The sequence below is a fragment of the Micromonospora sp. H33 genome, assembly GCF_052068455.1.
Taxonomy (GTDB): Bacteria; Actinomycetota; Actinomycetes; order Mycobacteriales; family Micromonosporaceae; genus Micromonospora.
The window spans coordinates 18,049-37,832 of sequence record NZ_JBQHDE010000013.1; the positions used below are offsets into that span (position 1 = coordinate 18,049).

Here is a 19,784-nt window from a genome sequence, read left to right on the forward strand (position 1 = left end):
CTCTCATGTGTCACCCCGCCTGGGGGCGCGCACGCACCGCGGCGCAGCGCCTGAGCGACCTCGCGCGATTGCGCCGCGTCCGCGACCGGATCGACCGGGAGTACGCGCAACCGCTCAACGTCGAGGCGCTCGCCCGCGGCGTGAACATGTCCGCCGGGCACCTGAGCCGCCAGTTCCGGATGGCCTACGGCGAGTCGCCGTACGCGTACCAGATGACGCGTCGCATCGAGCGCGCCACGGCGCTGCTGCACCGGGGCGACCTCAGCGTCACCGAGGTCTGCTCCGCGGTCGGCTGCTCATCGCCGGGCACCTTCAGCACCCGCTTCACCGAGTTGGTCGGCATGCCGCCCGACGCATACCCGCGCCGTGCAACGGGCGCCGCGGCGGGGAGGCCGCCGTATGCGGCAAAACGGGTGACAACACCGGTCAGGAATCAAGAAGCGCTAGTCGCCGAGCCGCACCTAGCGTGATCGCCATGGCATCCATCGAATCCGTCACCCTCGACGTGGCCGATCCCGCGGCCGCCAGCCGCTTCTACACCGCCGCCTTCGGTTTGGACACGCAGATACGCCTGCGGGCCTCGGAGGCACCCACAACCGGCTTCCGTGGGTTCACGCTGGCGCTCACGGTGTCCCAGCCGGCCACCGTCAACAGCCTCGTCGAGGCAGCCCTCGACGCCGGCGCCACGCCGCTGAAGCCTGCCGCGAAGTCGCTCTGGGGCTACGGCGGTGTCGTACAAGCCCCGGACGGGACGATCTGGAAGGTCGCGACCTCGGCGAAGAAGGACACCGGCCCGGCCACCCGGCAGATCGACGAGATCGTGCTCCTGCTCGGAGTCGCGGACGTGGTCGCGAGCAAGCGGTTCTACGTCGACCAAGGTCTTGCCGTGGCGAAGAGCTTCGGCCGCATGTACGTCGAGTTCGCTGCCGGCTCGAGTCCCGTCAATCTGGCGCTGTACCGGCGCCGTGCCCTTGCCAAGGTCGTCGGCGTCTCTCCCGACGGCACCGGATCGCACCGGCTCATGATCGGTGGCGATGCCGGGCCTTTCACCGACCCGGACGGGTTTGCCTGGGAGGCCGCATCGCCGGCACGCACGCCCTGATGTGTCACTGCTGCCTGCCCTGCCTGGTCGCCGATCAGGAGACAGCCGCCCCGGTGAACCGACCGAGGACCGACTGAGCCCGTCCGGTAAGGAAGGACTCTGCACGACGTGACTGGAGGAAGCATGACGGGCGCGCCGCCGCGTGGACGTGAGGAGAGGTTGCGGGACACTCGCGCGAAACTGGAGAGCGACGTCGATCTCTGGGTCGCGACGTCGGGCTCCCCGGGCGGCGTCCACCTCGTCCCGCTCTCGTACCTCTGGGACGGGACCGCGTTCCTCATCTCGACGCCGCGTGCCTCGGTCACCGGCCGCAACCTGCTGGCGGACGGGCGGGTGCGACTCAGCCTCGGGCCGACCCGCGACGTCGTCGTCGTCGACGGGACCGCCGAGCCGGTGGACATCGCCGACCTCGCCCCTTCCACGGGCGACGCGTTCGCGACCAAGACCGGTTTCGACCCGCGCGAGCTCGACGAGCCCTACCAGTACTTCCTGATCCGGCCGCGGCGCATCCAGGCCTGGCGTGAGGCGAACGAGCTGCGGGGACGCGACCTCATGCGCGACGGCCGCTGGCTCGGCTGACCGCAACACGGGAAAACACCGGCCCCACCCGGCGCCACTCGTGCGCGACGCTGCTCTACGGGCAGGGCGTGCCGATCGAGGATGCAGACGAGGACCGTGTCCGGGCTGCCGCTCGAAAGAACGTCGGCGGCCACGGTTTCCCTTGAAGTCAGTCGTTGCACACGGTCAGGCCCAGGGCGTTGACGGCCAACTGAGTGAGGTCAGAAAGTTGGTCCTCGGCGAGGGTGACGCCGTACAGGTTGTCGAGGGGCGTCTTGAGCCCGTGAAGGCGGCTGCCCCGCAGATCGGTGCCGTCGAGGTGGCAGGAGTCCAGTTCCAGGCCGTTGAGGTCGCAGGACCGCAGCGCGATGCGAGGTAGTCGGCAGGTGGACCAGGTGCCGTTGGTGAGGGTGCAGTCGGTGAACGCGACCGAGCCGGCGGCGGTGACGCGCTGGAAGGTGGCGTAGTCGAAGCGGCAGCCGTCGAACAGGACGTCCTTGAGCCGAACGTCGGCGAACCGGCTTCCGGTGAACCGGGAACCGGTGATCGCGCACCGCTCGATGGTGATGCCGGTGAGGGTCGCGCCGGAGAAGTCGGTGCGGGTGATCTCGCAGCCGTAGAGGCTGCCGGCTTCCCAGGTGCTCTCGCTGAGGTCCCCACCAGCGATCCGACTGCTGCGGATGCTGGGGTCCTCCAGCTGCGCACCGCGCCACGATGCGCCCTCGACGAAAGCCTCGGTGAGGCCGTCTGCCAGGTCGGTCACGCTGTCGAGGTCGTCCGGGTCGAGGTCCGGCAGCAGGATCCTCACGTCGCCGACTGTCGTGGTGCGCATGTCTCCTCAACCTGTGTAGGCGCGGGGTGGGCGCGCCACCCCGCGCGTTCCATGGTGGGGCTACTTCTTCTTGTTCCAGTTGTCCCAGCCGGGCCGGCTGTCGAACCTACCCTTGTTATCCCAGGTGGGGCGGTTGTCGAACTTCGCCGCGTCGATCGACGCTACCGACCGGTCCCGGTCGACGCCGAGGCCGGCGAGTTGCTCGGGTGCGGCGTTGACGAGGGTCGCCAGGGCGTTGGTCATGGTGGTCCTCCTTGAGGGGTGAGGTGGTCCGCAGCGGCGCGGACGAGGGCTTGCCTGCTGGTGCGGCAGTGAGCGGTCTCGCGAGCGGTGAACGTCGCGTGCTCGAAGTAGCGGTTGCCGGCCTGGGCGCCACGGCAGAAGTCGTAGAAGGCGCAATGATCGGCGCAGTCGTTGAGGGCGATGACGAACTCGGCGACGTACCGCAGGTCGCCGGCGCGGGCAAGCATGGCGGTGATCGGCTGATGGAGGACGTTGCCGGCGATGAAGTCGCCGTATCGCGGGTCGGTGATGCCGAGTAGCTCGGGCGACAGCAGGACCACCTGGCCATCCCAGGAGACGGTCGCGATTGGCTCGTACGGGGCGTGATGGACGTGTCCAGTGCGGGTGGCGGCGAGGTAGTCGGCCAGGCGGTCCACGTCGCGGATCCGCAGCGGGCTGCCGCCGAAACGGCGGTGCGGAGACCGAAGGCGAGCAGCGAGCGCAGGTAGAAGCCCTGGCCAGCGACCTCTACCACGTCATCGGCAGTGTGCTGCTCAAGGTCGGTGACAAGGGCATGGCTCTGGTCGCCGCCGAACGCAGCACGCGCGCCGCCTCGATCAGTCAAGACCCGGTGGCGATGGCCGCCAGCGCGCGGATCATGACCCACGCCCTCATGAGCAACGGCCACAACACCCAGGCACGGCAGTTCGCCGAAGACATGGCCGAGACCCTTCGACGCGACACGCGGCTCGCCTCGGACGACGCGGTGGCCGTCTACGGCGCCCTGCTGCTCCGCGGTGCTGTCGCCGCCGCCCGCGACGACAACCGCGACAACGCACAAGCCATGCTCGACGAAGCCTCCCATGCCGCCGGACGGCTCGGCTACGACGGCAACGACCGCTGGACCGGCTTCGGTGTCACCAACGTCCAGTTGCACCGCGTCAACATCGCGCTGACCCTCGGCGACGCCGGCACCGCCATCACCCTCGCTCGCCAAGTGCCGCTGGGCAAGATCAGCCTCGCCGAACGCAAAGCCTCCCTGTTCATCGACGTGGCCCGCGCGTACACGCAGTGGGGTCGCTACGAGCACGGCCTGAACGCACTACGCGGCGCCCATCAGGTGGCACCAGAAGAGATCCGGTGCCGTCCAGCAGTGCAGCGCATCGCCAGCGACCTGGCAGTCCTCACCCGCGGGCACGTCCGCACCGCAGTCCTCGACTTCGCCCAGCACGCCGGGATCCAGGTATGACTCGCGGCCATCTGCAAATCGTCGTCTGCGCCGCCGGCCCCGCCTCAGACGTGACCCAGCTGATCAACACCGCGACGCAACAATCGTGGACAACAGCGGTCGCCGCCACCCCCAGCTCCCTCGACTTCATCGACGCGGAAGCGATAGAGCGGCTGACCGGGCACCCTGTCCGATCCACCTACCGGTCGTCCCCCGGCACCCGCCGCTCCCTCCCCACCGCGAACGCGCTCATCATCGCCCCCGCCACCTACAACTCCCTCAACAAAATCGCCTTCGGCATCGCCGACAACTATGCGATGACCACGGTCGCCGAGCTGATCGGCCGGCAGGTGCCGACTGTGGTCGTACCGTTCGTCAACGCCGCCCTGGCCACGCGCGCGCCCTTCCAGCGCGCCGTGGCGAATCTCCGCGACGAGCGCGTCCGGGTCATCCTCGGGACCGACGACGGATGGGAGCCGCACCCGCCCGGCAGCGGCAACAGCCGCCAGCGGGCTTTCCCGTGGGCGGCGGCGTTCGAAGCAGCGACCCGGATGGCCGGCGACGTGCCTGCCAGCAGCACCGATCGGGGCTGATCCCACCTTGCGTCCAGCCCGGAGGCAGGAGGCATGATCAGATCCCGAGGTCGGCCAGTCGGCGGTTGTTGGCGTTCCCGGGCAGCCTCCACACCTGATCGTTGGGCCAGTGCCGATACCCACGGACGGGCGCACCTCAACCGACACCCTCCGCCGCCAGCCGCGCCGTCGCACGGTTGGGCGGGTGGCGTCCACGACCACGGCGCCACGTCCATCGACAGCCGGAACGGTCCCATTGCTCCCGAGCACCCCACCGAGCACTGGCCATCGCCCCGGACACAAAATGGCTCCGGCCGGGTGGAGAATCACCAGGCCAGAGCCCTTATTGCTGGTGCGTCGCCAGCGACTCGAACCCTGAACCCCTCGCGGCGGCTCAGGATCATTTCGAATCGGGCGGATCGGCGCTCTGACCTGGGTCGGCTCTTCCGCCGCCTTACAGCAGTTGACAGCCCTTGCCGGCGTCAGTTGTGCCCGGCTTGTGCCCGATGATCTAGCCAATTCCTGACGTACCGTCCAAGATCCGGCCTCGGCCGCGACCTCCCAAGGGAGAGCGCGTCTTACGCGTTTTGCGGTTGTTCGGTTCTTGTGGATTGAAGACTAGATCGGTGACCGAGGGTGAGGCCGGTGGTTGGCGGGATGAAGGGGGAGGGCGGAATCCGGATCCGCCCGGCCAGGAAGTGGCGAGGACGGAGAGCGCCGCGCGAGACAGCCGCCGGGCCAACTTCCTGGAGTTGTTCTTCGATCTGGTGCTGGTCTTCGCCTTGTCGGGAGTCGTCTCGCGGGTCGTGCCGGACTTGTCCTCAGAGGCCCTCGCCCAGCAGTGGGCGGGGCTGCTGTATGTCCTCGTGCTGGTCCTGCCGATCATGTGGCTCTGGACGACCACCGCCCACATCACGAGCCGCTTCGACCCGCGCCGGCCAGCCGTCCAGGCGATGGTGCTGCTCACCGCGTTAGGCGTGGTGTTCATGGCGTCGTCGTTGCCGTACGCGTTCTTCGAGCGCGGCTACGCGTTTGCCGTACCGTACGTGGTCCTTCAGGTGGGACGACCGTTGGTCCTCATCACGCTCGTGCGGGATCGTGCGCAACGAGCCCTCTACGCACGGTCGGCGCTCTGGTTCACCGTATCGGCCGTGCCGTGGCTGGCCGGCATCCTCGTTGAGGACGTGGCCCGGGTAGGTCTGTGGTCACTGGCCATCACGATCGATCTTCTGTCGGCCCGCTCCGCCTGGCCGGTACCCGGCATGAACCGGCAACTGGAGACCGCTTGGGAACCCACCAAGACCCATCACCTCGCCGACCGGTACGAGCAACTCCTGCTGATCGCACTCGGCGAGAGCGTGCTGTCTCTCGGGATCGCCTACACGGTCACGCCAGTGTCACTGGCCTCGACACTGGCGCTGCTAGTCGGCTTCGCCACCACCGTGCTCCTGTGGCGGATCTACTACTACCGGGCCGGGCAGGTGCTCCCCGAAGCCGTCGATTTAGCCGGCGACCAGGTCAGAGCCGGCCAGAACACCGGACGCGCCCATATCCTGATGGTCCTGGGCATCGTGCTCGTGGCGACCGGCTACGAAATCGTCCTGGCCCACCCGGGCGGCCCCGTGCGGCCAGCCTGGCTGGTCGCGATCCTCGGCGGGCCGATCGTCTACGTCGTCGGCCGGATCGTATTGGAACGCGTGGTCTTCAACCGGCTCGCCCGGCGCAGGCTCGTCGGCATCGCGGCCGTGGTCGCGTCGGCACTGCCGCTGGCCTTCACCACACCGTTGATCGTGGCCACAGGCGCCCTCGCAATCCTCCTCGGCATGGCCCTGGCCGACGCCCGACAGGCCTGGGGTCGGCCACCAGAAGCCCCATCACCAGCCGGTGCCCAGCCGAAGAGCACCTGATTCCGCAAAGCCGCAACGACATCACTCTGATGGGTCGCTGGCTGCGGTCGGCGTTGCCACTCCCACCAGAACCCGTCGAGACAACCTCTGCTTTGCAAAGGCGGCTCGATGCAGTGGACCTTCGCTGATCGATGTCGGCGATTGGCGTTGGAGGCAATGACCTTGCTGTCCTACGCCTGCGGATGCCGGTTATTGCCATGCATCTCGCTGACTTTTCGCTGACGGATGAGGTGGACAGTCTTCATCCGGCCCGCACGGCTCACCGCTCGTGCGCGGGCCGAGGCGCACCCACCGGACGCGGGCTCAGCAGGTGCCGCAGTACGCCGGGGCTCGCCGCCAGAACGGCCACCTGGTCGCACCCGACGCCGGAGCGGGTACCGCGGATTGAGATTGCCTCTATCTCGGTACCCGAGTCGATCAACTTCGCCAGCGTCCGGACCTTTTGCTTGTTGACGTACGCGGCCAGGTACTGCCCTGTGGCGTCGTACACCGCCACCGCGTTTCGGTCGTACGGGTTCTCCGGCTCGCGGACGAGCCGCACCGGCTCGCCGGGGTGAAAGTTGCCCGCCCGGCACTCCGCCTCGTGATGAGCTTCGCCGCGTAGCTGCGAAACGTAGATTCCAGCGCGGGGCAATCGGCGATCCGTCGGCCCGACCAGGAGGCCGGTGTCGTCCTCGCAAAGCCGCAGAACGTACTCGCCGCCTGTGTCCCGGTACGGGATCAGGCGCAGCGTTGGTAGGCCGCCCGCACCGACGAACCGATCAGGGTTGCCGTCCTGCGGGGCATACCACCTATCCGGGAGGCCATCGCCCTCTCTCGCCTGACTCGGTATGCCTCGTCCAGCTGGCTTGTCCTCCGGAGCAGCCTGTCCATGAAACCCATTAGCAGACTCTTTCAGCCCAGGCGCCCACGTGTTCGATTGGTGCGCGGGTGGGGTGGCATGAGGCCGCTGCTGTCGCCGTTGCTGTCACTCGCGCCGCAACGACGTCTGGGCACCCACCCTCAAGGGTGAATGCCCAGATGCTTGCTGGTGCGCCGCCAGGGACTCGAACCCCGAACCCGCGGATTAAGAGTCCGCTGCTCTGCCAGTTGAGCTAGCGGCGCTCGCTGGCAACGGGGAGAACCTTAGCACGCCCCGTCAGCCGGGTTCCAATCCGATCCCCGGCTCCCCCTTCGGTCGAGCTTATGGGGCAAAAGCGGCAAAGCGACCACCGCAATCACCGCGGAGCACGTACGGGATGGCCGCGATGGTGCACGATGTCGCCAGCTACGCGAGGACAGAGGTGGGGATGGGCAGGTTCACGCGGGCCGGGGCGGTGCTGGGGGCCCTCGGTCTGGTGGCGTCGTTGGCGCTGACCGGGTGCGGCAGCGACCCGGAGCAGGCGAAATTCGTGGAGGGCAGCGGCCCCACCGCGAGTGCCACGCCGGGCGAGCCGACGGCGGCGAACGGCCCGCCGTTGCCGCTCACGCCGGCGGACGGGGCGACGAACCGGCCGGTCAGCGCCGAGATCGGCGCCACCCTTCCCGACGGCGCGAAGGTGTCCGGCGTCACCCTGACGGCGGCCGACGGCAAGCAGGTCCAGGGTCGGCTGCGCGCCGACGGCTCGTCGTGGGTGCCGTCGGCGCCGCTGACGTACGGGACGAGTTACACGGCCACCGTCACCGCGACCGCGGCCGACGGCAGCACCCGCGAGGGGCGCAGCACGTTCACGACGATGGCGAAGCCGAAGTCGATGATCACCTCCGGCCTCTACCTCTTCGACGACAAGGAGTACGGCGTCGCGATGCCGGTGGTCGTCGAGTTCAACCCCGGCATCCCGAAGAAGGACCGGGCGGCGGTGCAGAAGCGCATGTTCGTGCAGACCGACCCGCCGCAGCCCGGCGCCTGGCATTGGATCGACGGCGGCACGCAGGCCTACTACCGCGCACCGAAGTACTGGAAGCCGGGCACGACGCTCAGCGTCCGCATCGCCCTGGCGGGCATCCCGCTCAGCAACGGCCGGTACGGCAACGTCGACCGCGTCGCGACCGTGAAGATCGGCCGCGCCTTCGAGATGAAGGTCGACAACTCCACCAAGCAGATGACGGTGTACGAGGACGGCCAGGTGGTCCGTACCCTGCCGGTGAGCCTCGGCAAGAAGAAGACCCCGTCGTCCAGCGGCACGATGGTGGTGATGGAGAAGAAGGAGTCCACCGTCTTCGACACCAGCGACGACCCGGACCCGGACAACCGCTACGTCACCGAGATCGACTTCGCGCAACGGCTCACCTGGGGCGGTGAGTACATCCACGCCGCACCCTGGTCCGAGCACGTGCAGGGCCGCCAGAACGTCTCCCACGGCTGCGTGAACGTGTCGATGGCCAACGCCCGCTGGCTGTTCGGCAAGACGAAGATCGGCGACCCGATCACCGTCACCGGCACCGAGCGGCGGTTGGCGGCCGGCAACGGCTGGACGGCGTGGAGCCTGAGCTGGTCCGAGTTCGTCAAGGGCAGCGCCCTTCCGGTGCCCGAGGGCGGTGCCGCCGCACCCTTCTGACCAGCACCGGAGCTGTCGAGGTTCGGACATCTCGGCCCGTGTGTTTCGGTTCACCCGGTGCAACGGGTATCAGGTCTGGTACGTCACTGAGAGAGGATGAGCAATCGGCACCACGACTGTGAGGAAACCATGCGAGCTGTCCAGGATCAGCCGACCCGGCGCGGTGGGCGACGCCGCATGCTCGCGGCCGGGCTTCTCGCCGCGGCGCTGACGCTCACCGCCGCGTGTACCTCCGGCGGCGACGACGGATCGTCCGGGCGGCGCGACGGCGGCGGGAACGCCCCGCCCGCCCCGAAGGCCGCCGTCACCATCGTCGAGCCGGCCGCCGACGCGAAGGACGTGCCGGCCTCGACCGGCATCACCTTCACGACGAAGGAGTCCGAGGAGACCACCGTCGAGCTGAAGGACTCGGCCGGCGGTGCCGTCGAGGGCACGCTCGCCGCCGACGGCGGGAGCTGGCTGCCGAGCGGCGCCCTGAAGTACGGCGAGACGTACACGGCGACCGTCACCGCCACCGGGGACGACGGCCGGCCCGCCACGGCGACCAGCACCTTCACCACCATGGCCGAGCCCGCCAAGCAGATCCGGATCAGCAGCTTCCTGGGCGACGGCCAGGTGGTCGGCGTCGGAATGCCGCTGATCGTGAAGTTCGGCCGGGCGATCCCGGAGGACCACCGGGACGACCTGCAGCGCCGGATGACCGTGACGGCCACCCCGGCGCAGGAGGGGATCTGGCACTGGGTCAGCCCGACCGAGGTCCGGTACCGGCCGAAGGAGTTCTGGAAGGCCAACAGCACCGTGTCGTACCGCCTCCAGGCCGGCGGCCTCCCGCTCGGCGACGGCTGGTACGGCCGGTCCGACCTGACCGTCGACATCAAGATCGGCCCGTCGCTGGTCATGACCGTGGACAACAAGACCAAGCGGATGACCGTCACGAAGAACGGCACCGTGGTCAAGACGATCCCGGTCAGCCTCGGCAAGAAGTCCACCCCGTCGTCGAGCGGCACGATGGTCGTCATCGAGAAGCTGCGGAAAACGGTCTTCGACACGTACGAGGAGCTGGGCCCCGAGGACGGCTACCGCACGAAGATCGACTACGCGCAGCGCCTCACCTGGGGCGGCGAGTTCATCCACGCCGCACCCTGGTCGGAGGGGCAGCAGGGCAGCGTGAACGTCTCCCACGGCTGTGTGAACGTCTCGATGGCCGACGGCGCCTGGCTCTTCACCAACACGCGGATCGGTGACCCGATCACCGTGAAGGGCACCGAGCGGAAGCTCCAGAACGGCAACGGCTGGACCGACTGGAACATGAGCTGGGAGGAGTACGTCAAGGGCAGCGCCCTACCGTACGAGCCGCCGACCGCCGACGACGCCGACCCGGACGCCAGCCCGACCCCCTGAGCAACGACGAAGGCCCCCTCCGTGCGGAGGGGGCCTTCGTCATACCGGGTGACTGATGGGAATTGAACCCACGACAACCGGGACCACAACCCGGTGCTCTGCCAACTGAGCTACAGCCACCATGCCGCCGCGCCGGTCATCCGGGCGGTGCGGACCAATAATAGCCACATCCCGGCCCGCCGCGTCCAGCGGGTTCGGCCGGCCGGAGCTACAGCTCCGCGGCGATCGCCTTCGCGCTCTCCACGTCCGGCCCCGGCAGGGGTACGAAGATCGTCCGCCGGTAGTACTCCAGCTCCCGGATGCTCTCCCGGATGTCGGCCAGCGCCCGGTGCGCGAGGCCCTTCTGCGGCTGCCCGAAGTACACCCGCGGGTACCAGCGCCGGCAGAGTTCCTTGAGCGACGATACGTCGATCATGCGGTAGTGCAGGTGGGCGTCGAGCCGGGGCATGTCCCGGGTGATGAAACCCCGGTCGGTGGCGATGGAGTTGCCGCAGAGCGGGGCGGTGCGGGGATCCTTCACGTGGCTGGCGACGTAGTCGAGGACCAACTGCTCCGCCTCGGCCAGCGTCACCGTGGAGCGCCGTACCTCGTCGGTCAGCCCCGACTTGGCGTGCATCGTCGCGACGATCTCGGGCATCGCGTCCAGCGCCGCGTCGTCGGCGTGGATCACCACGTCGACCCCCTCGCCGAGCACGTTGAGATCCGGGTCGGTGACCAGCGCGGCGACCTCGATCAGCTTGTCCTTGCCGAGGTCCAAGCCGGTCATCTCACAGTCGATCCAGACGAGAAGATCTGCCACCGGCACAGCCTACGCGCAGCCCAGCGGCCCGCGCGCCGCGCACCGCACCGCGGGGCGCCCGCTAGGGTTTCCCCGTGCCAGCCAAACCCGTCGCACCGCCCGCCGTCACCGACGACGACGCCGGCGGCCGTAGGGTCCGTCGCATCGTCGCCGCGCTGGCGCTGGCCGCCGTGCTGCCGGCGCTCTACCTGCCCGGGCGGGTGCACGACTTCTTCGACCTGAAGATCTACATGCGGGCGATGGACTGGTGGGCGGCCGGCAACCCGCTCTACGACTACGTCCAGCCGGACCGGGTGCAGGGTGCCCTCTACTTCACGTACCCGCCGTTCAGCGCGCTGCTGCTGCGCCCGTTCGCGCTGCTGCCGCTCGGTGCCACCGTGGCGATCTTCACACTGCTGACCATCCTGGCGGTGGTGGTGACCACCCGCTGGCTGGTCGGCCCGGTGATCGCCCGGCACCACCTGCCGCGGGTCTTCACGCTCACCGTGGCAGTGCTCCTGGTTCTCGCCGTGGAGAGCACCCGGGAGACGATCACGTTCGGGCAGATCAACATGCTGCTGGTGGTGCTGATCCTGGCGGACCTGCTGTTCGCCGTACCCCGGAACGGGCGCTGGGCCGGCGTGGGCGTCGGGCTGGCGGCGGCGCTCAAGCTCTTCCCCGGCATCTTCATCGTCTACCTGCTGGCCTGCCGCCGGTGGCGGGCGGCGGCCGTGGCCAGCGCGACGGCGGCCGGCGCGACGCTGCTCGCGGCGGCGGTCGCACCTCGCGACTCCTGGCGGTTCTGGACGCACGAGCTGTGGGCCACCGACCGGGTCGGCCGTACCGACTACACCGGCAACCAGTCGCTGTTCGGGCTGCTGAGCCGCCTCACCACGCCGCAGGAGCCGGACCGCCTGATCTGGCTGGCCCTCGTCACCCTGGTCGCCGGGTACGGGCTGTGGCGGGCGGCGCGGGCCGCCCGCGCCGGGGACGCGCTCACCGGCCTCACCCTCACCGGCCTGGTCGGCGCGCTGGTCAGCCCGATCACGTGGACGCACCACATCTACTGGTTCGTCCCCGCGGTGGTGGTGCTGGTCGACGCGGCCCTCGCCACGTCCGGGGGCGAGCGCCGCCGGCTGCTGACGGCCGCCGCCGGCACGACCGTCGTCATCGTGTACGGGGTGGTGACGTTCCAGGACTGGGGCACCGCCCAGGTGCCCACCGACTCGGTGGGCGAGTTCCTGGTGCGCAACACGTACGTGCTGATCAGTCTGCTGCTGCTGGTGGGGCTGCCGGCTCGCGGCGGCACCGGGCTCCCGGTTCAAACGGACAGACTTCCCGAGTAGCCCTCTTCGGCGCTAATCTGGTCTCAACTACCCCAGAGACGCTGCGGTAGCACCGAATCCCCCGGTGAGGACGGCCCTCCGTGTCGGCAGCACGGAGGGCCGTCCGCGTCCACCAGTCCCGCCCGGACCGGTGGCGGCTGCTCAGGAGGCCGGATCGGCCGGCACGGCGGGACGCAGCGGACCCGCGGGGGGCTCCCGCCGCGACGCGCGCTCGGGCCGCGACAGCGACGCCGGCGGCCGGACCGGCTCGGCCGGCCGGACGGGCTCCGGCGGCAGGACCGGCTCGGCCGGCGGGACGGGCTCCGGCCGCGACGCGGGCGCCGGCGGGGCGACATCCTTCGGTGTGGTGGGCGGCCAGGCGAGGGACAGGTCCACCTCGGACGGCCGCAGCGGCCCGACGCAGCGCGTGGCGTCCCGGCCCCGCCGGTCACGACGGCCGTCACCGCTGCCGCTCCACGGCCCCTCGCCGGAACCGTCCGGCTCGCCACCGTCCGGTGTCTCCATGAGGTCGGCCAGCGTCGCCGGGCGGCCGGCCGGCACCGGCCCGGTCGCGGGACCGCGTGTCGGCACCGGCTCCAGCGCCGGACGGGGCCGGTCGAGGGGCGCGCCGACGGACGCCAACTGGCGGGCCGGCGCGAGCGCAAGGTCGCCGTCCCGCGGCTGCTGGGCACCGAGCCCGCTCAGCGAGGTCACCCCGAGCCGGCCGGCCAGCACGGGCACCTGGTCCGGTTCGACCACGAAGACCACCTCGCGGGGGCGTACCGGCCGCAGCAGCAGGAGCAGGGCCGACGCCACGAGCACCAACCCACCGGCCAGCAGGCCGGCGGTGACCGGGGCGGTCCAGCCCGCGCGCAGCTCGGCGCGCAGGTCCAGGGTCAGATCCGCACCGAGTACGGCGCCGGCGAGCAGCGCCGGAATCCCGACGGTCAGCAGCAGCACCCCGGCGAGTACCCGCACCATCCGCATTGGCTTCGTCCCCCTCCGTAGCCGGACACCCGGCCGACCTTACCGAGACCGACCGTGCGATCAGGGGATATCCACGGCACCCGGCCCGGAAATGCGCTGGCCCGCCGGACGGATCCGACGGGCCGGTACGCGGGCGGGCGGGGTCACGCCTTGGGCGCGGGCTCCCGCCGGGTCCGGGCGAACGCCAGCCCGCCGAGCACCAGGCCGCCCAGGCCGGCGACCAGGCCGGCGACGCCGAGGCCGGTGGCCAGGCCGGTGCCCTCGGCCTCGTCGTCCGTCTCGGCCTCGCTGTCGGCGACGGCGTTCGCCGCCGGCGCGGCGGACGGGGAGGCGGCGGTCAGCTTCAGCACCGGCGCCGGGCTCTCCGGCTCATCGCCACCGGCGGTCGGCTCCTCGATCCAGCGCACGACGGTGCCGTCCGAGTACGTCTGGAGCGACTTGAAGACCATCTGGTCGACCTTGGGCAGCGGGCCCATCGAGACCGGGAACTCCTGGAACGTGCCGGGCTTGATCACGGCGTCCGCGGCGGCGGTCCAGGTCAGCTTCGACACCGCCTCGGTGAGCTGGCTGCCGTGCACCTCCACCGGCTGGTCGAGCTTGCGCTTCTCGACGGTCACGGTCCAGCCGGGGACCGGCATCGTCGAGACCGAGCCGACCGGCGCGTTCTCCGGAAGCACCACCTCCACCTTCGTGGTGGACGCCGTGTCGCTCTCGTTCGGCACCCGGAACGCGAGCCGGGCGTAGCCGCCCTGGGTCGCCTCCTTCGGGTTGATGCTGACGTGCGCCGACGCGGGCGCGGCGAAGCCGAAGACGGTGGCGGCGACGGCGCCGAGGGCGAGAGTGGCGGCGGCGGTTGCGGTACGCCGGAGACGGATCATGGAATGGGGACCTTTCGCTACCGGACGGGCACGGTGGCGGTCACCGTGGCCTGGTCGATGTCGGACGTACGGACCGTGACGCGCAGCTGCCACTCCCCCGACGCCGGCAGGTTGATCTCGCCGGTCACGTGGTTGTCGGTCAGCGGCAGCAACGGCACCTCGATCGGCTCGATTCCCGCGGACGGCAGGGCGGCGGTGGCCCGCCACTCCACGACCGGCTGGGGCCGGTTGTCCGGGGTGTACGCGTAGAAGTGGACGGTGTTGTTGCCCCGCTCGGCCGGGTCCATCTCGACCTGGAGCGAGCCCAGCGAGCTGGACAGCGTGGTCGAGAAGTAGCCGCTGCCGCTCGCGGCGGTGTCGGCGGCGGCGGTGCGGGCCGGCGTGGTCTGCACCAGGGTGGCCGTGAGGCCGAGCACCAACGCGGTGATCGCCAGCTCGGCCCAGATCGCCCGCCGCACGGGAGTGGGCCGGCCGGCGACGGTCCGCCGGCGCACCAGCGCCCGGGAGTACGCGGCCACGGCGATGACCAGCACGAACAGCCCGATCTTGCCGAGCAGCAGCCGCCCGTACGTGGTGCCGACCAGGGCACTCGGCGTGGCCACCTCGATCAGCGCCTGCACGGTGCCGGCGAGCAGCAGCGCGGACACGGCCAGCGCGGCCCAGCGGGACCAGATCGGCAGGATCGCCCCCAGCTCCCGCTCGTCGGCCTGGCGCAGCAGGAAGACCGCGAGCATGACCAGCCCGCCCAGCCAGACCGCCATGCTGCCCAGGTGCACGGCGTCCATCACGACGGAGACCGCCGGGGCCGGTGACGCGGCCGGGTGCCCGGCCAGCGGCCAGGTCAGCAGCGCCGCCCCGCCGAGGATGCCCAGGATCACCAGGTCGGTGCGGCCGACCGGCCCGGCCAGCAGCGGTCGGAGCAGGAACGCGGCGGCCGCCAGCAGGCCCAGCCGGACCAGGTGGGCCGCGCCGAACATGCTGCCCAGCACGCCGCTGAACCCCTCTCCGGTGACGTCGAACACGCCGCCGCCGGCGGTGTAGGGCACCTGGAGCCAGAGCGTCGCCAGAGTGGACAGCACCACCAGGCCCAGGCCGGTCCACGCCAGGCGGGTGGGCCCGCGGCGGGACAGCCGGCGCGGCCAGAGCGCGGCGAGGACCAGCGCCGGGCCGATCAGGAGCAGCAGGCCGGCGTAGCCGACGTACTTGGCGACCTTGACCGCGGCGCCCACCACCGGGTCGGCCCGGCTGTCGTCGCCCGTGTCGACCGGCGGCGGCGAGGGGGCGCCGACGGAGTACGTGAACGCCCCGGAGACCGGGTGGCTGTCGGCCGAGATCACCCGGTAGCTGACCAGGTAGGTGCCGCGGTCGCCGGCCGGGTCGACCGGGATGGTGACGACCCCGCCCTCGAACGTGGGCTCGCCCCGGTCGGCGCGGGACCCGTCCGGTGCGATGACGCGGACCTTGCCGGGCACCTTGCGGACGGACTCGCTGAACGTGAGGACCACCTCGGCCGGCGCGTTCGGCACCACGGCCGACGCGACCGGGCTGCTGCTCACCAGCACCGCGTGGGCACTGGCGGGCCCGGCCGGGGCGACCAGCAGGGCGACGAGGACGAACAGGAGACCGGCGGCGGCGGTGAACCGGCCGAACCAGCGGCGGAGGGCGGCAGTCATGTCGGTCATGCTCGCCCAGAACACCCCGCCGCGCCCAGCCCGGGCCGCGACGGCACGGAACCGGCCGCCGTCACCCGCGCCCCGCCGCGACAGCCGGCGTGAACGGCCGGTCGGTCTCGCCACTCACCCGGCCCAGCGCCCACAGCAGCCCTGCCTGCACCACCGCCGCCAAGTGGCCGACCTCGTGCACCAGAGCGGTGGTGGAGTTGGCGATGTCGACCGCGCTGGTGCCGGCCAGGCACACCGCGAGCACCAGCGCCACCGGGGCGAACACGCGGGCCCGCTCGGGCCGCCACGCCGCCAGCGCGAAACCGACGGCGAGGGCGACGTCGAAGGAGGCCATCTCCCGGCTGGTGTGCGGGTCCTGCGCCACGCCGAGCCCGGCCAGCAGGACCGGCAGTGCGATCGACAACTGCGCGACCGCCGCGACCGCGACCGCCACCCGCAGCACCTGGCGGCGGGCCCGTCGCGCGGCCGCCGGGGCGGTACGGGCCGCGTCGGCGGCGACCGCCGCGAGGACCGGGGCGGTCAGGTCCGGCACCGCCACCGGCTGGACCCGCACCAGCCGGGTCACCTGCTCGGCGCGGGCCAGCCACGCCCGGCACGCCGGGCAGGTTCCGGTGTGGGCGTCGAGCACCGCCGGTGCCGCCTGCGGGTCCTCCCCGTCCAGCCGCGCCGACAGCGCCACGCGGACGTCGTCGCAGTTCATGAGCGGATAGTCGGCCGGTGCACCGGAAAAGTTCCCGACGTGGCGCAGGCCATGAAGGGCCGAAGGACCCTCGCGGGGCACGACGCTCCGCGTAACCTGGACTGTCGTGATCCCCGCCCAGCGCGACACCGCCGCCGCCGGCCCGGCCGACGCCGAGGACGGGCCTGCGCGGGCCACCGAGTGGGCGCTCGCCGCCCGCGACGGGGATCCGGTCGCCCAGGCCGCGTTCGTCCGGCTCACCCAGGCCGAGGTGTGGCGGTTCGTGGCGGCGCTCGTCGATCCGGACACCGCGGACGACCTCACCCAGGACACGTACCTGCGGGCGTTCCGGGCGCTGCCCGGCTTCGAGGGTCGCTCCTCGGCGCGCACCTGGCTGCTCGGCATCGCCCGCCGGGCCTGCGCCGACCACCTGCGCACGGTCGTACGGCGACGCCGGCTCGACGCCCGCCTCGCCGCCGACGCGTGGACCGACCGGCCGCATCCCGATCCGGCCGGTCAGCTCGGCGCCGCCGACCTGCTCCGCCGGCTGCCCGCCGAGCGCCGGGGCGCGTTCGTGCTCACCCAACTGCTCGGCCTGTCCTACGCCGAGGCCGCCGCCGTGGAGGGGGTGCCCGTCGGCACCATCCGGTCCCGGGTGGCCCGGGCGCGCGCCGACCTGGTCGAGGCGGTCGACGACGCGCTGGCCGGGTAGGGCCGGTGTCGACGTCACCGGCTCCCGGGCGGGAACTTCCGCCGGACGGAGAACGACCAATGACCGTGACCGCGCCGAGCACCAGCCGCTGGCCCGCCGTACGCCCCTGGATCGGCACCGCCGCCCGGCTCGGGCTGGCCGCGGTCTGGCTCGTCGCCGGCGGCTCGAAGATCGGTGACCTGGCCGCGTCCGGCCGGGCCGTCAACGCGTACCAGATCTTCCCGTACGACGTGGCGACGGTGATCGGCGCCGCGCTGCCGTTCGTCGAGCTGGCGCTCGGCGTACTCCTGCTGCTCGGACTGGCCACGCGACTGGCCGCCGGGGTGTCCGCGGCGCTGCTGGTGGTCTTCATCGCCGGCATCGCCTCGGCCTGGTCACGCGGCCTCGCCATCGACTGCGGCTGCTTCGGCAGCGGCGGCCAGCTCGCCGAGGGGCAGGCCCCGAGCTACCTCCCGGAGATCCTCCGGGACCTGGGATTCCTGACCCTGGCCGGGTTCCTGCTGATCTGGCCCCGCACCCCGTTCTCGGTGGACGGCTGGCTGACGGGCGAAGCCGCCGTGGAGGACGAGGATGAGTAGTCGCAAGGAGCGCCGGGACGCGGCCCGCGTCGTCCGGGAACAGATCGCCCGGGAACGCCGGCGCAAGCGGACGCTGTGGGTGTCGGTGGGCGCCGTCGCCGTGCTGGTGATCGCCGGCCTGATCGGCTGGAGCGTCTACTCCAGCCAGCGCTCCGACGAGTTCACCCCGCCCCCGGGCGCCAACGACGCCGGCACCGGGATCGGGTACGGCTCCGGGCCGGTCACCATCGACCTGTACGAGGACTACCTCTGCCCCGCCTGCAAGCAGTTCCAGCAGGTCAGCGGCGAGACGATCGACCAGCTCGCCGACGAGGGCAAGGCCCGGGTGGTCTTCCACCCGGTCGCGTACCTCAACCGCTTCTCCACCACCGAGTACTCGACCCGGTCCTCAGCCGCCGCCGGCTGCGCGTCCGCCGGGGGGAAGTTCCGCGAGTTCACCGAGGCGCTGTTCGAGCGGCAACCGCCCGAGGGTGGCGCCGGGCTGAGCGACGACCAGCTCATCGACATCGGGGCGGAGGTCGGGCTGAACCGGGACTCGTTCGGCTCCTGCGTCCGGGACGGCACGTACGAGGCGTGGACCGAGCACGTCACCGAGGAGGCCAGCAAGGCCGGCGTCACGGGCACCCCGACGGTCCTGGTGAACGGGCAGCCGGTCGCCGACCGCTCACCGGAGGGCATCCGGTCGGCGGTGGAGGCCGCCGGGTGATCCGTACCCTCGTCACCCGCGCCGGCCTGGTGCTCGCCGGAGCCGTCACCGCGACGCTCGCGCTCGCCGCGCCGGCCGCGGCACACGGAGCGGACGCCCCGGACGGCACCGACTACCGCACCGAGGTCACCGCCGTCACCCCGGCCCGGGCCGGGCTGACCGCCCGTGCGGTGGAGGCCGGCGCCCGGCTGGAGCTGACCAACACCGGGGACCGGCCGGTCGAGGTGATCGGCTACTCCGGCGAGCCGTACCTGCGGGTCGGCCCCGACGGCGTGTACGAGAACCGGCGCTCCCCGGCCACGTACCTGAACCGCACCCTCGCCGGGGACACCCGGATCCCGGCCGAGGCGGACCCGGCCGCCCCGCCGGACTGGCGGCAGGTCGACGGCTCGACGACCGTGCGTTGGCACGACCAGCGGGCACTGTGGCGCGAGTCCGCGCCGCCGCCGCAGGTGCGTGCCGCCCCGGACCGGGAACACCGGGTCCGCGACTGGGTGGTGCCGCTGCGCGCCGACGGGGAAGCCCTGGAGATCCGGGGCACGCTCGACTGGGTGCCGCCGCCGGACGCGTACACCTGGTGGGTGGCCGCCACCCTCGGCCTGCTCGCCGTGGGTGCGCTGGGGCTGCTTCCGGCCGGGTCGACGCCGGGCGGACGGGCCCTCGCGGTGCTGGGCGGGCTCCTGGTCGCCGGTGGGGTCGCCGGCGTGGCCTACAGCGTCGGCCGGGAACTGGACGCCGGGGCGGACGGGATCGGCGGGCTGCTGCTGGGACTGCTCGGCGGTCAGGTGTGGCCGCTGCTCACCGGTCTCGGCGCGATCGCCGCCGGGGCGTACGCGCTGGCCCGCCGCCCGGCGGCGGACTTCGCGGTCGCGCTCGCCGGCGCGTGCCTCGCCCTGTTCGCCGGTGTGGCGAACGCGGCGGTGTTCGCCCGCTCGGTCGCCCCGGTCCCGTGGTCCGCGACCACCGCACGGATCCTGGTCGTCGCGACCCTGATCACGGGGGCCGGCGCGCTGGCGGCCGGCGCCCTGCGCCTCCACTCCGCCTCCCGGAGCCCCCGCCCCGAACCCCGAACCCCGACCCCCTCCCCGTCCTGACCCGGC

Annotated in this window: 19 protein-coding genes, 2 tRNA genes and 3 pseudogenes; 13 read left to right on the top strand and 11 right to left on the bottom strand. The window is 71.7% G+C overall.

Annotated features, from left to right (window positions below; all coding sequences use genetic code 11):
• Positions 1-5 precede the first annotated feature (5 nt).
• From ACTMS0_RS23425 to ACTMS0_RS23435, 3 genes are all read left to right on the top strand, one after another.
• Positions 6-470 carry a helix-turn-helix transcriptional regulator gene (locus ACTMS0_RS23425; RefSeq protein ID WP_441157406.1) on the top strand — a complete coding sequence of 155 codons (465 nt, stop codon included), beginning with the start codon at positions 6-8 and terminating at the stop codon, positions 468-470.
• 5 nt (positions 471-475) lie between these two features.
• Positions 476-1,102 carry a glyoxalase gene (locus ACTMS0_RS23430; RefSeq protein WP_441157407.1) on the top strand — a complete coding sequence of 209 codons (627 nt, stop codon included), beginning with the start codon at positions 476-478 and terminating at the stop codon, positions 1,100-1,102.
• 159 nt (positions 1,103-1,261) lie between these two features.
• Entirely contained in the window at positions 1,262-1,681 is a 420-nt protein-coding gene (locus tag ACTMS0_RS23435; RefSeq protein WP_441157408.1) for a pyridoxamine 5'-phosphate oxidase family protein, read from the top strand.
• 148 nt (positions 1,682-1,829) lie between these two features.
• Here ACTMS0_RS23435 and ACTMS0_RS23440 read toward each other — a convergent pair whose 3' ends face one another.
• The 3 genes and pseudogenes from ACTMS0_RS23440 to ACTMS0_RS23450 form a co-directional block, all read right to left on the bottom strand.
• Positions 1,830-2,492 (bottom strand): pentapeptide repeat-containing protein, encoded by a 663-nt coding sequence (locus ACTMS0_RS23440; protein ID WP_441157409.1) that lies wholly within the window; start codon positions 2,490-2,492, stop codon positions 1,830-1,832.
• Positions 2,493-2,552: 60 nt separating this feature from the next.
• Positions 2,553-2,735: a multiple cyclophane-containing RiPP AmcA gene (gene amcA / locus ACTMS0_RS23445; protein WP_441157410.1), complete on the bottom strand. Its 183-nt coding sequence runs from the start codon at positions 2,733-2,735 to the stop codon at positions 2,553-2,555.
• Positions 2,732-3,187, bottom strand: a pseudogene (locus ACTMS0_RS23450) (cyclophane-forming radical SAM peptide maturase AmcB); the annotation flags it as partial. The gene amcA and the pseudogene ACTMS0_RS23450, both read right to left, overlap by 4 nt.
• A 14-nt stretch (positions 3,188-3,201) precedes the next feature.
• Between ACTMS0_RS23450 and ACTMS0_RS23455 the strand changes: the two are divergent.
• From ACTMS0_RS23455 to ACTMS0_RS23465, 3 genes and pseudogenes are all read left to right on the top strand, one after another.
• Positions 3,202-3,963: pseudogene (locus ACTMS0_RS23455) on the top strand (hypothetical protein); the annotation flags it as partial.
• Positions 3,960-4,535, top strand: a complete 576-nt coding sequence (locus ACTMS0_RS23460; RefSeq protein ID WP_441157411.1) for a flavoprotein — start codon at positions 3,960-3,962, stop codon at positions 4,533-4,535. The pseudogene ACTMS0_RS23455 and the gene ACTMS0_RS23460, both read left to right, overlap by 4 nt.
• A gap of 605 nt (positions 4,536-5,140) precedes the next feature.
• Positions 5,141-6,421: a low temperature requirement protein A gene (locus tag ACTMS0_RS23465; RefSeq protein WP_441157412.1), complete on the top strand. Its 1,281-nt coding sequence runs from the start codon at positions 5,141-5,143 to the stop codon at positions 6,419-6,421.
• 259 nt (positions 6,422-6,680) lie between these two features.
• On the opposite strand, the gene ACTMS0_RS23470 is transcribed toward ACTMS0_RS23465, so the two are convergent.
• Both ACTMS0_RS23470 and ACTMS0_RS23475 read right to left on the bottom strand, forming a co-directional pair.
• Positions 6,681-7,055 carry an HIRAN domain-containing protein gene (locus tag ACTMS0_RS23470; RefSeq protein ID WP_441157413.1) on the bottom strand — a complete coding sequence of 125 codons (375 nt, stop codon included), beginning with the start codon at positions 7,053-7,055 and terminating at the stop codon, positions 6,681-6,683.
• Between the two features lie 394 nt (positions 7,056-7,449).
• A tRNA-Lys gene (locus tag ACTMS0_RS23475) sits at positions 7,450-7,525 on the bottom strand.
• A 185-nt stretch (positions 7,526-7,710) separates the two neighbouring features.
• On the opposite strand from ACTMS0_RS23475, the gene ACTMS0_RS23480 reads away from it, so the two are divergent.
• Entirely contained in the window at positions 7,711-8,958 is a 1,248-nt protein-coding gene (locus tag ACTMS0_RS23480) for an Ig-like domain-containing protein (protein ID WP_441157414.1), read from the top strand.
• A gap of 129 nt (positions 8,959-9,087) precedes the next feature.
• Positions 9,088-10,359, top strand: a complete 1,272-nt coding sequence (locus tag ACTMS0_RS23485) for an Ig-like domain-containing protein (RefSeq protein ID WP_441157415.1) — start codon at positions 9,088-9,090, stop codon at positions 10,357-10,359.
• Between the two features lie 47 nt (positions 10,360-10,406).
• On the opposite strand, the gene ACTMS0_RS23490 is transcribed toward ACTMS0_RS23485, so the two are convergent.
• A tRNA-His gene (locus ACTMS0_RS23490) sits at positions 10,407-10,479 on the bottom strand.
• Between the two features lie 88 nt (positions 10,480-10,567).
• The gene (gene orn / locus ACTMS0_RS23495) at positions 10,568-11,164 is read right to left on the bottom strand and encodes an oligoribonuclease (RefSeq protein ID WP_441157416.1); all 597 of its coding nucleotides are present in this window, start codon (positions 11,162-11,164) and stop codon (positions 10,568-10,570) included.
• 68 nt (positions 11,165-11,232) lie between these two features.
• Here orn and ACTMS0_RS23500 point away from each other — a divergent pair, with 68 nt between their 5' ends.
• Positions 11,233-12,483 carry a glycosyltransferase family 87 protein gene (locus ACTMS0_RS23500; RefSeq protein ID WP_441157417.1) on the top strand — a complete coding sequence of 417 codons (1,251 nt, stop codon included), beginning with the start codon at positions 11,233-11,235 and terminating at the stop codon, positions 12,481-12,483.
• A 528-nt stretch (positions 12,484-13,011) separates the two neighbouring features.
• Here the strand turns inward: ACTMS0_RS23500 and ACTMS0_RS23505 are convergent.
• The 4 genes and pseudogenes from ACTMS0_RS23505 to ACTMS0_RS23520 all read right to left on the bottom strand — a co-directional run.
• Positions 13,012-13,449 (bottom strand): annotated as a pseudogene (locus ACTMS0_RS23505) (hypothetical protein); the annotation flags it as partial.
• Between the two features lie 143 nt (positions 13,450-13,592).
• Positions 13,593-14,327: a YcnI family copper-binding membrane protein gene (locus tag ACTMS0_RS23510; protein WP_441157418.1), complete on the bottom strand. Its 735-nt coding sequence runs from the start codon at positions 14,325-14,327 to the stop codon at positions 13,593-13,595.
• A 17-nt stretch (positions 14,328-14,344) separates the two neighbouring features.
• Entirely contained in the window at positions 14,345-16,009 is a 1,665-nt protein-coding gene (locus ACTMS0_RS23515) for a copper resistance CopC/CopD family protein (RefSeq protein ID WP_441157419.1), read from the bottom strand.
• A 61-nt stretch (positions 16,010-16,070) separates the two neighbouring features.
• Positions 16,071-16,709, bottom strand: coding sequence for a zf-HC2 domain-containing protein (locus ACTMS0_RS23520; protein WP_441157420.1), 639 nt, complete (start codon positions 16,707-16,709; stop codon positions 16,071-16,073).
• 106 nt (positions 16,710-16,815) lie between these two features.
• Between ACTMS0_RS23520 and ACTMS0_RS23525 the strand changes: the two genes are divergently transcribed.
• The 4 genes from ACTMS0_RS23525 to ACTMS0_RS23540 are packed head-to-tail and all read left to right on the top strand — an operon-like array spanning position 16,816 to position 19,778.
• On the top strand, positions 16,816-17,400 hold the full coding sequence (locus ACTMS0_RS23525; RefSeq protein WP_441157421.1) for a sigma-70 family RNA polymerase sigma factor: 585 nt from the start codon (positions 16,816-16,818) through the stop codon (positions 17,398-17,400).
• Positions 17,401-17,459: 59 nt separating this feature from the next.
• Positions 17,460-17,978, top strand: a complete 519-nt coding sequence (locus tag ACTMS0_RS23530; protein WP_441157422.1) for a MauE/DoxX family redox-associated membrane protein — start codon at positions 17,460-17,462, stop codon at positions 17,976-17,978.
• Positions 17,971-18,684, top strand: a complete 714-nt coding sequence (locus ACTMS0_RS23535; protein WP_441157423.1) for a DsbA family protein — start codon at positions 17,971-17,973, stop codon at positions 18,682-18,684. Before ACTMS0_RS23530 ends, ACTMS0_RS23535 begins: the two co-directional genes overlap by 8 nt.
• A complete protein-coding gene (locus ACTMS0_RS23540) occupies positions 18,681-19,778 on the top strand; it encodes a hypothetical protein (protein WP_441157424.1) in 1,098 nt (365 codons plus the stop codon). Before ACTMS0_RS23535 ends, ACTMS0_RS23540 begins: the two co-directional genes overlap by 4 nt.
• Positions 19,779-19,784 lie beyond the last annotated feature (6 nt).